We start from the raw sequence: 13,604 nt of genomic DNA, 5'->3' as shown, positions 1-13,604 counted from the left end.
CGGGGCCCGCGGGCTCAGCAGACCCCGGGCAGCTCGCAGACCTTCGCCGCCATCTTCCGCGCGTCGCGCTCCAGCCCTCGGAAGTGCCCGGCCTTCAGCTTCGAGGTGAAGGAGCCGTCCTCGGCGTAGACGACGACGGCCTTGCCGCGCCGGACCGCGACGTGGCGGAACGCCGACTCGAAGTATCTCGCTCCGGCCCGCACCGACTCGTCGCCGATGCCCGTGCCCTTCCAGCGGTAGGTGTAGGCGTCGTAGTCCCTGCCGAGCTTCCCGCCGACCTTCGCACAGCGCTTGAGCTGGGCGCGCAACCCGGTCATCGCGGCGCGCGCCGCGCGCTCGCTGCGGTACACCACCACCTGCTCGTGGCGCAGCTCGGTCTCGGCGGCGTACCGGACGGACCGCGCCTGCGAGCGGCCCCCGTCCCACGGCCTCTTGACATGGCACGGATTCAACGCCAGCGGCCTGCTGAGACTGTCGCTGACCTGCCACGTCTCCCACGGCTCGCGGGGACCCTCGGCCTCGGCCTCGTACAGCAGGAACCCGTCGGGCAGGCCCGTGGCGGCGCCTGCCGCCTGCCCGGCGCCGAGGGCGAGCAACGCCACGGCTCCCGCCATGGCAGCGATCTTCGCGGTCCTCATGATCTCCTCCTCCGTCTCGCGGATCTCACCGGCACATGATCGGACGCGGTGCCGGCACGGTTTGTTCACGCCGGTGTGTTCGGTCAAGGTTCGGCCGTCGGGCGGTCACGGGCCGTACGGGCCGAGTTATCGTGCGCGCGTGTGACATGGGGAAATCAGGGGAGGATAAGGCCCCACGATCCCCTGGCAACTCCCTGTCCGGCTAAGTGACTGACTGGTAGGTTTCGCGCATGGAGTCTCCGAAGCACGCGGGCGACGTCGCCGTCGCCGTCGCCAAGGCCTACGGCATCGAGACGATGTTCACCCTGTCCGGCGGGCACGTCTTCCCCCTCTACGACGGGGCGGTTCACGAGGACATGCGGATCCTCGACGTACGGCACGAGCAGAGCGCCGTCTTCGCCGCCGAGGCGACCGCCCGGCTGGCCCGCAGGCCCGGGCTGGCCGTGCTCACCGCCGGCCCCGGCATCACCAACGGGGTCAGCGGCGTGGCCACCGCGCACTTCAACGGCTCCCCCGTCGTCGTCCTGGGAGGCCGGGCTCCGCAGTCGCGCTGGGGTTCCGGGGCGCTGCAGGAGATGGACCACCCGCCGCTGTTCGAGCCCATCACCAAGCTGGCCTTCACCGGCTCGGGCGCCGACTCCATCGGCCAGGACGTCGAGATGGCCTTCCGGACCGCCATCGCCCCGCACCGCGGCCCGGTCTTCCTCGACTTCCACATGGACCACCTGTTCGCCCCGGCGACGCCGCACGCCACCGAGACGATGACCCCCTCCCCGCTGGAACCCGACGCCGACGCGCTGGCCCAGATCGCCCGCCTGCTCGCCGAGGCCGAGCGGCCGGTGCTGGTCCTCGGCTCCGACGTGTGGATGGACCGCGCCGAGGAGGTCGCCCGGAGCTTCGCCGAGGAATACCGCCTGCCGGTCATCCCCAACGGCCAGGGCCGGGGCATCCTCCCCGCGGGGCACGAGCTGCTGGTCAACCGGGCCAGGGGGGCGGCCTTCGCCCAGGCCGACCTGGTGATCGTGGCGGGCACCCCGCTGGACTTCCGGCTCGGCTACGGGTGGTTCGGCGGCAAGGACGGCGCTCCGCTGGCCAAGGTGGTGCATCTGGTCGACGCGCCGTCCCAGCTCGCCACGCACACCCAGCCCGCCGGAGCCGCCGCCGGCGACCTGTCCCTGGTCTTCTGGGGACTCACCGCGGCCTGCGCCGAGGCGAACGTCTCCCCCAAGACCTACGCGCCGTGGCTGGCGATGCTCGCCGAGGCCGCGGCCGCGGCCATCGCGGGGGACGCCGAGCTGCTCGCCGCCGACACCGACCCCATCCACCCGATGCGGATCTACGGCGAGCTCGGGAAGATCCTCGCCGACGACGCCGTGGTGATCGGCGACGGCGGCGACTTCGTCTCCTACGCGGGCAAGTACGTCGAGCCCCGCCGTCCCGGCAACTGGCTCGACCCGGGCCCCTACGGCTGTCTGGGCACCGGCCTGGGCTACTCCATCGCCGCCCGCCTGGCGCGCCCCTCCTCCCAGGTGGTGCTGCTGCTCGGCGACGGCGCGGCCGGCTTCTCCCTGATGGACGTGGACACGCTGGTACGGCACCGCCTGCCGGTGGTGATGATCTGCGGCAACAACGGCATGTGGGGCCTGGAGAAGCACCCGATGCAGATGCTCTACGGCTACGACGTGGCCGCCGAGCTGCAGCCGCAGTGCCGCTACGACCAGGTGGTGACCGCCCTCGGCGGCGGCGGCGAGCTGGTCACCGACCCGTCGGAGATCGGCCCGGCGCTGCGCCGCGCGTTCGACTCCGGCGTGCCGTACATGGTGAACATCGCCACCGACCCGTCGGTCGCCTACCCCCGCAACACCACCGGCATCTGACCCGCGCGGCTCCGGCTCCGGCGGGCTCCTCCGAGCGCCGGAGCCGGGGTCACGAGGTCGGTTTCGATGTCGGAGTCGGACTCGGGGTCGGCGGGCACGCGGCGTTCACCGCGAGCAGGTCCACCGGCTTGCTGACGTCCTGCAGCGCTCCCGAGCCGGGCCGCTGGCTGACCACCCTCGTGCACTGCTCGGGGTCGGTCGCGCCGTCGTAGGAGACCGCCGCCTTCAGGCCCGCCTTCCTCAGCACCTCCTTGGCCGCCTCGGGTGCCAGCCCTATGACATCCGGCACCTTCTTCTTCACCACCGACGGTGTCGGGGTGGGCGTCGGAGTCGGCGTCGGAGTGGGGGTCGGCGTGGGCGTGGGCGTCGGGGTCGGCGTCGGGGTGGGCTTCCGGGTCGGAGCGGTCGGCCTGGACTCCGCCGGGCGGGCCGTCGGCTTCCTCGTGGGCCGCGTCGGTTTCGGCGAAGGGCTGGGGGACTCCGCCGGCCCGGTGGGGGCGAGCGAGCCGGCGGCCTTCTGGGGCCTGGTGGCGACAGAGTCGTCAGAGGTCGCCATCGCGTTGAGCGCCACCGTGACGAGGCCGATGCAGACCGCGAGCGCGCCGACGGAGGCGATCAGCAGGCCGCTCCGGCGCTTGTGCCGTTGCGCGCGGCGGCCCTGGCCGCGGGGCCGGGGCCCGGCGGCGGAGGGCGGCTCCGTCGGAGCGCCTCCCTGCCAGCCGGCCGTCGGCTGCGCGGCAGCCTGGCGGCCGGTCGAGGCGTCCGGCCAGCCGTTCGGCGCCCCCGGGAGGGCGCTCTCCGGCGAGTGGGCCTCGCGCCACCCGGTGGGGTGCGCGGCGGCCTGCCAGTCGGTGGGCTGCGGGGCGAGGTCGTATCCGCCCTGCACCGGGGACGGCGCGACCGCGTCCGCACCCGTCTCCGGGGCGAGCACCGCCTGCCGCGCGGCGGCGCTCATCGCGGCGGCGGAGGGGAAGCGCCGGGCCGGGTCCTTCGACAGCGCCCGCTCCACCAGGGCGCGGGCCGCGGGCGGAACCGACGCCGGGAGCGGCGGCGGGGCCTCGCGGATGTGCTTGAGCGCGATCGTGACCGGGCTGTCGCCGTCGAAGGGCCGCTGCCCGGCCAGGCACTCGTAGGCGACCACGCCCAGGGCGTAGATGTCCACCGCCGGGGTGACCGGCGCACCCTCGGCCTGCTCGGGCGCGCAGTACGCGGCGGTGCCCAGCACCATGCCCGCGTCGGTCAGCCGGCTGGCCGCGTCGGATCTGGCGATGCCGAAGTCGGTGAGCACGAGCGTGCCATCGGACCGGACCATCAGGTTGCCCGGCTTGACGTCCCGGTGGACGATGCCCTGCTCGTGCACGGCCTGCAGGGCCGAGGCCGCCTGGGCGATGAGCTCCATCGCGGCGCCGGGGGCGATGCTCCCCAGCCTCGCGAGCAGCCGGTCCAGCGGCTCGCCGTCCACGAACTTCATCACGAGGTAGACGGTCGCCCCCGCGCCCGGCATCTCGTGGGCCCCGTAGTCGTAGACGTCCACGACCCCGGGGTGGTTGATCGTCGCCATCGCCCGGGCCTCACCCTGGAAGCGCACCAGGAAGCCGGGATCCTCGGTGCGGCCCGGAAGCAGCACCTTGACGGCGACGGTGCGGGCCAGCACGGTGTCCTCACCGCGCCATACCTCGCCCATGCCGCCTGCGCCGATGCGGGTATCCAAGCGATACCGCCCGGCCAGCATCGTGCCTTGGGCCACCATGACTACTCCCCCGTAACCCTCTCCACTCCCACCCCAGGGTTCTCCAACAAAGCGGACCCGTGTCGCGACGGCGTCACAGCGGCGTAACGAAGTTCTGTGTGCCGCCCGGTCCGCGATCCAGGGATGAGCGGCAGCATGACACAAATTCTGGAGCTTTGGACGTTTTTATATAGCTTGACCGTCGCAACGATAGCCCGATTCCACCGGATACGGGGACTCTTCCCTATCACCGCGACCACAGCCCACTCGGCCCCCTCACGGTCCAGGGTCACCGTCAGCCGCTCAGCGTGCCGTGTTCCACGCAGCGGGCGGACCAGCCGAGCGGTGTCACCTGCACCACCATCCGGCGGCGGCAGCGGGGGCAGTAGCGCGGCGGCTCCATCGCCCTCGCGGCCAGGCAGGCCGCGTGCCCGCCCTCGTCCGCCGGGCTGCCGCAGTGGTCGCAGTAGGCCGGAGGACCGTCGTGGTCACGATGAGCCGGAAGGCCGTCCTGGTCGCAGGAGGCCGGAGGACCGTCGTGGTCACAGGAGGAGGTCACGGAAAAACCTTATGCTGACATGCATGACGCTCGCTCCCGGTCTGCGCGCCCGGCTCCTCATCATGGTCGAGAAAGAGGACACCGCAATGAAGATCGGCAGCGGGGACGTCCCCGTCCTGGGCACTCCCCGCCTGCTGGCCCTCGCCGAGCAGGCCACCGTCCAGGCGGCCTCCGGCGCCCTGGCCCCCGGCGAGACCACCGTGGGCACCAAGGTCGCCATGGAACATGTGGCGGCCAGCCCGGTCGGCACCCACGTCGAGATCACCGCCGAGCTCACCGAGGTCGCCGGCCGCCGCCTGGTCTTCGCCTTCACCGCCCGCGACAGGAGCGCCGTCGTGGCGACCGGCACGATCGAGCGCGTCATCGTCGACCGCGAGCGCTTCCTCGCCAAGCTCTCCCGCTGATCCGCCTGCGGGGAGGACCGGCTCCTCGGCGCCCGGCCCTGAGCACGGCGGGCGACCGGTCACTCGATGACGGCGATGAGGTCGCCCTCCTGGATGACGTCACCCTCGGCGACCTTCAGCTGGGCCACCACACCATCGTCCTCGGCGATCACCGGGATCTCCATCTTCATGGACTCGAGGATGACCAGGGTGTCGCCGTCCTCCACGGTGTCACCCTCGGAGACGAGGACCTTCCAGACGTTCGCCACCATCTCCGCGCGCACTTCAGCCACCGGGAACTCCCATCATCATCGCCTGCCACTGGTCACGCCCGCGCGGATCTCCCGCCGGCCGTACGTCACCCTCGCCGCCCTGCCATTCAACTGCCCGCTCAGGCCCGCATACGAGCCACCAGCCCCGTGTCGTAGTCACCGTTGACGAACTCGATACGGTCCAGCAGCTCCGCGCAGAACGGCAGGTTGTTCTTGGGCCCCTCCACCCGGAAACCGGCCACGGCCTCCCGCGCGCGCTCCAGCGCCTCGGACCGGGTCTCACCGAACACGCACAGCTTGGCCATGAGCGGATCGTAGAACGGCGTGACCGTGTTCCCCCCGGCGTAACCGGAGTCGACCCGGACGCCCTCCCCGGACGGCTCCTCCCACACGTCGATCTTCCCCGGCCCGGGGAAGAAACGCTTGGGGTCCTCGGCGTAGACCCGGAACTCGATCGCATGGCCGCGCACGGCCGACGGCACCTCGGTCTTCTCCCCCGCGGCGATCCGCAACTGCTGCTCCACCAGGTCCACGCCCGTGACCAGCTCGGTCACCGGATGCTCCACCTGGAGCCGGGTGTTCATCTCCAGGAAGACGAAGTCCTGCTCGTCGGCGTCGACCAGGCATTCCACGGTCCCCGCCCCGAGATACCCCACGGCCTCGCCCGCCCGTACGGCCGCCGCCAGCATGCGCTCGCGCAGCTCCGGGGTGATGCCCGGCGACGGCGACTCCTCCACGACCTTCTGGTGGCGGCGCTGCACCGAGCAGTCCCGCTCGCCCAAGGCGACGACCGTGCCGTCCGCCAGGCCGAGGATCTGCACCTCGACGTGGCGGGCGCGCTCGATGTAACGCTCGAGCAGGATCGCCGGTCCCGCCTGCCCGCCGGCGCTCCCGAACCGGGCCGCGGCCCGCGCGGCCGTCTCGAACGCCTTGATCAGCCCGGCCTCGTCGTGGGCGACGCCCATGCCGATGCCACCGCCCCCGCCGGCGGTCTTCACCATCACCGGGTAGCCGATCTCGGCCGCCGCCGCCACCGCCTTCTCCAGGTCGGTGACCGGCTCCCGCGTCCCCGCCGCGACGGGCACGCCCGCCTCCTCCATCAGGTTCCGGGCATTGATCTTGTCGCCCATCCGCTCGATCGCCTCGGGAGACGGACCGACCCAGACGAGCCCCGCCTCGATCACCGCGCGGGCGAATCCCGCGTTCTCCGAGAAGAAGCCGTAACCGGGGTGGACCGCCTGCGCGCCCGAGATCCGGGCGGCCTCCAGGACCTTCTCCGCATCGAGGTAGCTCTGCGCCGGATTGGCGGGACCCAACAGGATCGCCTCGTCGGCCTCTTTCACGAACGGGAGGTCGGCATCGGCCTCGGAGTACACCGCGACGGCACGCAGCCCCATGCGCTGGACCGTACGGATGATTCGCCGGGCGATTTCGCCGCGGTTTGCGACCAGGACGGACTCGAACACGTGGTGGACCCCTTTCGACCGCTCCACCCTACGACCGGGATCTCCGCTGAGCCTTTCGCCCGAAACCACCGATCGCAGCTAGGCGATCTGTAGGAAACCCACAACGACACGGAATCCGACGGCCTTCGCAACCGCCGCTCAGTAGCGCGCCAGCCGGCCGACGACCAGAGCCATCGCCTCGACGACCGACGGGTCGAACTCCCCGCCCGCGCCGAGGCGGAGCCGTTCCATGGCGGCCCCGGCCCGGTCCCGGTCGGTCGAGCCGCCGACCAGGTCGTCGTAGGCGTTGGCGACCTTGATGATGCGGCTCGCCAAGGGCGGCAGCTCGGCGCAGGGGTCGCACTGGCGGCGGACGATCTCGGCGACGCGTTCCAGCACCCCCGTCTGCCGGATCACCTCCGCGCCCAGCTCGGCGATGCGCCGGGCCTGCTCGCCGCCGACGAGCACGGTCGCACCGCCGGGGATGGGGTCGCGCAACGAGAGCTGCCCGATGTCGTGCATGAGCGCGGCGTACTCCAGCTCCAGCAGCTCGGGCTCGGCCATCCCCAGCTCCCGGCCGGCCGCGACCGACAAGCGGCTCACCCGGCGCGAGTGACCGGGCTCGACGTACCCGGCGACCTCGGTGGCCTGGGAGAGCGCCCGGACCGTCTGCAGGTAGGTGGCCCGGATCCCGGCGTACTTGCGGAACGCCACCTGCGTGACCAGCAGCGGAGCCGCGAAGACCAGCAGCGCCGCCAGGTCCATGCTGTGCGAGGCGAGCGCGAGCAGGATGCCGGAGGCCGCCACGGCCACGCCCAGCGGCGCGGCCATCCGCAGCTCGTCGTGGACGGCCACGCCGAACGCGGCACGCACCTGCTCGGCACGGAGCACCGCCGCCAGCACCACGTCCACCAGCAACGTCAGCAGAGTCAGCAGGACCATGACGGCCAGCGCGGGCGTCCAGCTCCCCCCGCCGCCCCCGGGTTCCCCGGCCTCCCCCGTCGCCGCGTGCAGCCAACCGGCCAGCGGCCGGTAGGCGAAGGCCAGCAGGGCGCCGGTGACGAGCCGCCGGGACATCGCGTCAAGCTGCGGCGGGCGCCCGACCGCCAGATGGGGCAGGACCCCGGCGGCCATCCCGACCGTCAGCACGGCCACCACCTGGAGCGCCGGATGAGTCGCCGGGGTGACACCCACATCGAGCAGAAGCGTGTAACCCAGCGCGGCCGCGGCCCCGATGGGAGCCACCTCCCGGTTGCCCGGCATGGTGAGCCTGGCCAGCTCCCCCGCGGCGATCAGCGCTCCGAACCCGATCGCGACCTCGGGCTGGAACAGCCCGACCACGGCGGTGTGCGACACCCCGGCCACCGCCACCAGGCCCGCCACGGAGATGAGCAGGAGCTGCCCGGAGTCGAGCCGCCGGAACCCCCGCGTGGCCGGAACCGCCGTGGTGCTCATCTCTTCCCGTCCATGGTCGCATCCGCCTTCTCACTCGCTGCGCTCGCTCGGCGGCTCATCGCCCTGCACTGGACGGTCGCATCCGCCTTCTCACTCGCTGCGCTCGCTCGGCGGCTCATCGCCCTGCACTGGACGGTCGCATCCGCCTTCTCACTCGCTGCGCTCGCTCGGCGGCTCATCGCCCTGCACTGGACGGTCGCATCCGCCTTCTCACTCGCTGCGCTCGCTCGGCGGCTCATCGCTCCGAAACCACCTGGATCGGCATGGTCGGATCGTCGTGGTCCTTGGTGGCGGTCTCCGCCTCGCCCTCCGGCGGAGGGGTGACCTTGCGCGTGGGCTCCCAGCCGTCGCGGTCCAGAGCCTTGATGAAGGCGCCGACCATCACCGGGTCGAACTGGGTGCCCGCGCCCTTGCGCAGCTCGGCCGTGGCGACCTCGACGGGCCGGGCGTTGCGGTAGGAGCGGTCGGAGGTCATCGCGTCGAAGGCGTCGGCCACCGCGATGATCCGGGCGAACTCCGGGATCTCCTCCCCGGCGAGCCCCATCGGGTAGCCCCTGCCGTCGACGCGCTCGTGATGGTGCATGATCCCGGCGAACGCCTCGTCCAGGAAGTCGATGCCGCGCACGATCTCCAGGCCGCGCATCGGGTGGAGCTGGATGGCGGCGAACTCCTCCTCGGTGAGCGGCCCGTCCTTCTGCAGCACCTTCGTCGGGACGCCCAGCTTGCCCACATCGTGCAGCATGCCGGCGTAGCGGATCGCCCGCAGCCGCTCGGGACCCATCCCTATCTCCTCGGCGATCATGCCCGAGGCCAGGGAGACGCGGGTGCAGTGGCCGCGGGTGTAGTAGTCCTTGGTCTCCACCGCCTGGCAGAGGGCGGCGATCGTGGCGTCGTAGGAGCGCTGCTGCGCGAGGTACTGGCCGAAGGCCCAGCGGGCGACGAACAGCGGGACCAGCACCAGCACCGCGGAGATGGAGCTGACCGTCGCCCAGAGCCCCGCGATCAGCAGGCCGAAGGTGGCGTACCCCAGATAGGAGACCAGGAACTGGGCCAGCCCGCGCAGCGGAACCTGGTCGGCCTGGCCCGTCGTGACGAGGACGAGCGCGATCAGGGCGAAGTTGAGCGGCACGAACACCGCCGCCGCGCCCGCGAACGGCACGATCACCTCGTTGAAGTCAGGCCCGGTGACACCGGGCACGCCGAACCTGCCGCCGAGCAGCTCCGCGTAGACCCAGCCCGCGGCGTACCCGCAGATGGCGAACTGGGAGCCGTTGAACAACCGCTTCAGCGGCGACAGCCCCGGATGCACGCTCAGCACCGCCGTCATGCCGACCAGCGCGGCGCCCTCGGGCCCGACGAGCACCACCGCGGCGAGCGCGGCCGAGAAGCTGACCGAGACCGCGGTCTGCCGGACGCTGAGCAGGGTCGGCATCGACTCGCACACCAGGAACAGCAGGGCCAGGACCAGCAGCGTGGACCAGTCGAGCGGCTCGAAGCCGCCGCTCACCACGCTGCGCCAGAGCAGCCCGAAGGCGGCGCCGATGACGGCGACGAGATAGACCTTGGCAGGCCATGGCAGTCCACGCAATGCGGCCACCCAGGAGTCCTAAGGGCGCGTGCTCATGTCCAGGTGATCCCCGAGTGTGCCCGGCTGACCGGTTCCTTCAACATGCGCTGCCTCCACGTTGATTTCGTCAACAGGTTACAGAAACGCACGTGACAGGGGAGGGGAGACCGCCAATCGCAAGCAAAGTGTAATCATTCAAGCACACTCGGTACGTGAATCGGGCTTATCGGGTGGCGGAGCGTGCCCTCGCCCACTCGACGGTGGCCTTCAGCCCGGTGGCCAGGTCCGTCCGGGGCCGCCAGCCCAGCGCCTCGAAGGCGGGGGCCGGGTCGACGGCCATCGCCGGCAGGTCTCCCAGCCGGGCGGGGGCACTGCCCGGCTCGTCGGGCGCTCCCGCCGCCTCGGCGACCAGGGTGTGCAGCTGCCGGTCGGTCGTCTCCACCCCGGTGCCCAGGTTGAACCGGCCGCCGTTGCCCACGTCCCCGCAGGCGCGGGCGAAGCCGTCCACCACGTCCTCGACGAAGATGTAGTCGCGGGTCTGGGCGCCCCCGCCGTACACCACGGTCGGGGTGCCGTTCAGCAGCCCGTCGGTGAAGATGGCGACCACCCCGGCCTCGCCGTCGGGAGACTGCCGGGGACCGTAGACGTTGGAGAGCACGAGCGTGGTGTAGTCGATGCCGTAGAGCGCCCTGAAGGTCGCCAGGTAGATCTCCCCGCTCAGCTTCGAGGCCGCGTACGGCGAGCGCGGGTCGGTCGCCGCGTCCCCGGGGACCGGGATGACCGCGGGCCTGCCGTACACCGCGACGGAGGAGGCGAAGACGACCTTGCGCGTGCCGCCGCGGTGGGCGGCGGCCAGGACCGAGGCCGTGCCCTCCACGTTGAGCCGGGCGTCGTTGACCGGGTCGGCCACGCTCTTGCGCACGCTGATCTGCGCGGCGAGGTGGCAGATGACCTCCGGCTTCCAGCCGGCGGCCAGGTCGGCCAGGCCCGGATCGCGGATGTCCATCTCGTGCAGGGTGAAGCGCGGGTCGCCCGCCGCGCCGGAGAGATTCGCCCGGTCCCCCGAGGACAGATCGTCCACGACCGTGACCTCGTGACCGTCTTCCAGCAGCCGGTCCACCAGGTTTGACCCGATGAATCCGGCGCCTCCGGTGACGAGCACCCGCATGCCGACCCCCCGTGTTCGTATGGCCATCGCCGTACGGACGATCCTAGAAGGTCAGGTCGTCAACTCGCTGCGGACCTGCTCGATCCGGCTCAGGATCTTGGCGCGGAGGTCCTCGGGAACGGGGTCGCAACCGCAGTGCCTGGCGACCAGTTGTTTGACGACCTGCTCCAGGCCGTACTCCTTCAGGCAGGGGCTGCACTCGTCGAGGTGCTGGCGGATGTCGACGCAGTTGCCCTCGTCGAGCTCGCCGTCGAGGTAGGTGTAGACCTTCTCCAGGACCTCGCGACAGTCCGTGTCGTGGTGGTCTCCACAGCTCATGCGATCACCTCGCCCAGGTGCTCGGAGCCCGCGGACGCGAGCTCACGACGCGTATCGGCTCGCCTGCTCATTTCGCGCCCTCCGCCGGGACCAGGCCGCGCTCGCGGGCGTAGTCCTCCAGTTGCGTCCGCAGTTGCCGCCGGCCGCGGTGGAGCCGCGACATCACGGTCCCGATGGGGGTCCCCATGATCTCCGCGATCTCCTTGTAGGGGAAGCCCTCGACGTCGGCGAGATAGACCGCGATGCGGAACTCCTCGGGAAGCGCGGCGAGCGCGTCCTTGACGTCGCTGTCGGGGAGATGTTCGAGCGCCTCGATCTCGGCCGACTTCAGCCCGGCCGAGGTGTGCGACTCGGCCCTGGCCAGCTGCCAGTCCTCGATCTCCTCGGTGCCGGCCTGCTTGGGCTCCCGCTGCTTCTTGCGGTAGCTGTTGATGAAGGTGTTGGTGAGGATGCGGTAGAGCCAGGCCTTGAGGTTCGTGCCTTCCTGGAACTGGTGGAAGGACGCGAACGCCTTGGCGAAGGTCTCCTGAAGGAGGTCCTCGGCGTCCGCCGGGTTCCGGGTCATCCGGAGTGCGGCGGAGTAGAGCTGATCGAGATAGGGCATCACATCCCGCTCGAACCGTGCGCTCCGCTGCTCCAGAGTCTCCGCGTCTGTCGCAGGGACCGGACCCACCCCCTTAAGATCGCCGGAGTCCTGCTGACGCGGGACACCGTACTGAGCGGAGGATACCCGCTCACCAGGGGAAGTCCGATCACCGGGGCGGGTGACGGGTTCGATCAACGCGAGCATTCGCTTGCCAACCTCCCGAAAAGGATCGTTCGCCGTTCGTTGGCAACACGCCCAGGCAGTCATCTGTTCCCCCAAGATAGAAGGTGACGAACAACCCGGTACGGGGAAAAAGATACGTACCGGCAGGTAGCTGTAGACCACCGGAAAACCCGACGCCAGGAGCCGCTTGTGCTGCCCATCCCGGCCGAAGAGCTGAACGGCTCAGGAACGCTCGGGCCGTACTGGACCTTTTACCGCGCGGTCGCCAGCGAGCAGCTGAGCCGATGGCTCCCGCAGAGCCCCTCCACCATCCTCGACCTCTCCCGCGGCCAGGGGCGATGGTCGGCGCAGGCGGCGCGAGCCGGGCACCGGGTGGTCGAGATGATCGACTTCCGGAAGGCGCTGGACGGCCAGTCGCCCCTGCGGGACGCCGACCGGATCCGCCGGGTCCGTGCCGACGACCTGCGCTTCCTGCCCGACTGCAGCGTGGACGCCGTGCTCGCCGAGGACCGGGCGATGTCGCTGGAGCTCATGGCCGAGTCCGTGATGAGCGACATCGCCCGGGTGCTGCGCCCCGGCGGCCGGGCGCTGGTCTGCGTCGACTCGCTGGTGCTGGGGATGGCGATCCTCGCCGAGCAGAACTTCTGGGCCCACCTGCGCCAGACCGGTGAGGTCATGCTCGTGCCCTGGCCGGACGGGAGCATCACGCGGTGCTTCAGCAGCGCCCAGCTCCGCGACCTGCTCGCCGAGGCCGGGCTGAAGGTCGAGTGGGTACGGCCCCGCACCGTCCTGTCCCCCTCGACCGTCGACCACGTGCTCGCGAGCGACTCGCGCGCGCTGAACTGGCTGGTCCGCACCGAACTCGAGGCCCACCCGGACGACGACGACACCGTGGGGATCCATCTGGTCGCCAGCGCGATCAAGGCGTGACCCTCCGGCGGGAGGGGCGCTAACGGCGACGCTCCCGCCGGGATTGGCACTCCACGCACCGGGAGGCCTCGGGGCGCGCCTCCAGCCTGCCCTCCGGCACCGGCCTGCCGCAGTCCACGCAGAGACCGTAGCGCCCGTCGTCCAGGCGCTTGAGCGCCTCGACGACCGAACGGCGGTGCTGGACGGCCACGTCGAGCACCGCCCGGTTGCGGTCCGCGTCGGTCAGATCGGATCCGGCATCGGCGGCCGACCGGTCCCGTTCTCCCGGAGGACCGCCCTGCAGGACCCTGATCGACCGGTCAAGCTCGGCGAGAATGCTCTCCAGGCGCATACGCGCGGTCGCGTCGTTCACGGATCCGCACCTCCGGGATGTGGGGGCGGCCTTCGACGGGGTTCCCCGGACACCCCGTCAGGCACGAAGGGGACTCTTTGTCGCGTGACCTTATGGGGGAGGTTTCGCTTTCCTCACCGGATGCCCACTGAGGGTGGTTCTT

Annotated in this window: 14 protein-coding genes; 3 read left to right on the top strand and 11 right to left on the bottom strand. The window is 71.3% G+C overall.

The genetic code is table 11. The annotated features are described in order from the left end of the window. Positions 1–14: 14 nt before the first annotated feature. Positions 15–638, bottom strand: a complete 624-nt coding sequence (locus HS041_RS31020) for a hypothetical protein (RefSeq protein ID WP_196444426.1) — start codon at positions 636–638, stop codon at positions 15–17. A 230-nt stretch (positions 639–868) separates the two neighbouring features. Here HS041_RS31020 and HS041_RS31015 point away from each other — a divergent pair, with 230 nt between their 5' ends. Further along, positions 869–2,515 (top strand): acetolactate synthase, encoded by a 1,647-nt coding sequence (locus HS041_RS31015; protein WP_196444425.1) that lies wholly within the window; start codon positions 869–871, stop codon positions 2,513–2,515. 49 nt (positions 2,516–2,564) lie between these two features. On the opposite strand, the gene HS041_RS31010 is transcribed toward HS041_RS31015, so the two are convergent. Together HS041_RS31010 and bsaP are read right to left on the bottom strand one after the other, a co-directional pair. Beyond that, positions 2,565–4,265, bottom strand: a complete 1,701-nt coding sequence (locus HS041_RS31010) for a serine/threonine-protein kinase (RefSeq protein ID WP_196444424.1) — start codon at positions 4,263–4,265, stop codon at positions 2,565–2,567. Positions 4,266–4,539: 274 nt separating this feature from the next. Then, entirely contained in the window at positions 4,540–4,803 is a 264-nt protein-coding gene (gene bsaP / locus HS041_RS31005; RefSeq protein WP_196445110.1) for a biotin synthase auxiliary protein BsaP, read from the bottom strand. A 23-nt stretch (positions 4,804–4,826) separates the two neighbouring features. On the opposite strand from bsaP, the gene HS041_RS31000 reads away from it, so the two are divergent. After that, positions 4,827–5,207 carry a thioesterase family protein gene (locus HS041_RS31000; protein WP_230880041.1) on the top strand — a complete coding sequence of 127 codons (381 nt, stop codon included), beginning with the start codon at positions 4,827–4,829 and terminating at the stop codon, positions 5,205–5,207. 59 nt (positions 5,208–5,266) lie between these two features. Here the strand turns inward: HS041_RS31000 and HS041_RS30995 are convergent, their stop codons facing one another. The 7 genes from HS041_RS30995 to HS041_RS30965 all read right to left on the bottom strand — a co-directional run bounded on the left by HS041_RS30995 (position 5,267) and on the right by HS041_RS30965 (position 12,084). Beyond that, positions 5,267–5,479, bottom strand: coding sequence for a biotin/lipoyl-binding carrier protein (locus tag HS041_RS30995; protein WP_184946324.1), 213 nt, complete (start codon positions 5,477–5,479; stop codon positions 5,267–5,269). 98 nt (positions 5,480–5,577) lie between these two features. Further along, complete coding sequence (locus HS041_RS30990; RefSeq protein ID WP_196444423.1) at positions 5,578–6,924, bottom strand: acetyl-CoA carboxylase biotin carboxylase subunit; 1,347 nt, start codon at positions 6,922–6,924, stop codon at positions 5,578–5,580. 138 nt (positions 6,925–7,062) lie between these two features. Beyond that, complete coding sequence (locus HS041_RS30985) at positions 7,063–8,358, bottom strand: HD-GYP domain-containing protein (protein ID WP_196444422.1); 1,296 nt, start codon at positions 8,356–8,358, stop codon at positions 7,063–7,065. Positions 8,359–8,593: 235 nt separating this feature from the next. Then, positions 8,594–9,955, bottom strand: a complete 1,362-nt coding sequence (locus HS041_RS30980; protein WP_374058897.1) for an HD-GYP domain-containing protein — start codon at positions 9,953–9,955, stop codon at positions 8,594–8,596. A 193-nt stretch (positions 9,956–10,148) separates the two neighbouring features. After that, positions 10,149–11,120, bottom strand: coding sequence for an NAD-dependent epimerase/dehydratase family protein (locus tag HS041_RS30975; protein ID WP_307845531.1), 972 nt, complete (start codon positions 11,118–11,120; stop codon positions 10,149–10,151). A gap of 24 nt (positions 11,121–11,144) precedes the next feature. Next, positions 11,145–11,411: a mycothiol system anti-sigma-R factor gene (gene rsrA, locus HS041_RS30970; RefSeq protein ID WP_196444421.1), complete on the bottom strand. Its 267-nt coding sequence runs from the start codon at positions 11,409–11,411 to the stop codon at positions 11,145–11,147. A 67-nt stretch (positions 11,412–11,478) separates the two neighbouring features. Beyond that, entirely contained in the window at positions 11,479–12,084 is a 606-nt protein-coding gene (locus tag HS041_RS30965; protein WP_196444420.1) for a sigma-70 family RNA polymerase sigma factor, read from the bottom strand. Positions 12,085–12,369: 285 nt separating this feature from the next. On the opposite strand from HS041_RS30965, the gene HS041_RS30960 reads away from it, so the two are divergent. Further along, positions 12,370–13,110 (top strand): class I SAM-dependent methyltransferase, encoded by a 741-nt coding sequence (locus tag HS041_RS30960; RefSeq protein ID WP_196444419.1) that lies wholly within the window; start codon positions 12,370–12,372, stop codon positions 13,108–13,110. A 19-nt stretch (positions 13,111–13,129) separates the two neighbouring features. On the opposite strand, the gene HS041_RS30955 is transcribed toward HS041_RS30960, so the two are convergent. After that, a complete protein-coding gene (locus HS041_RS30955; RefSeq protein ID WP_196444418.1) occupies positions 13,130–13,462 on the bottom strand; it encodes a TraR/DksA family transcriptional regulator in 333 nt (110 codons plus the stop codon). Between the last annotated feature and the right edge of the window lie 142 nt (positions 13,463–13,604).

The organism is Planomonospora sp. ID67723 (assembly GCF_015711605.1).
Classification (GTDB): domain Bacteria; phylum Actinomycetota; class Actinomycetes; order Streptosporangiales; family Streptosporangiaceae; genus Planomonospora_A.
The sequence above is the reverse complement of the archived record's forward strand: the minus strand, read 5'-3'. Positions and strand labels throughout refer to the sequence as shown.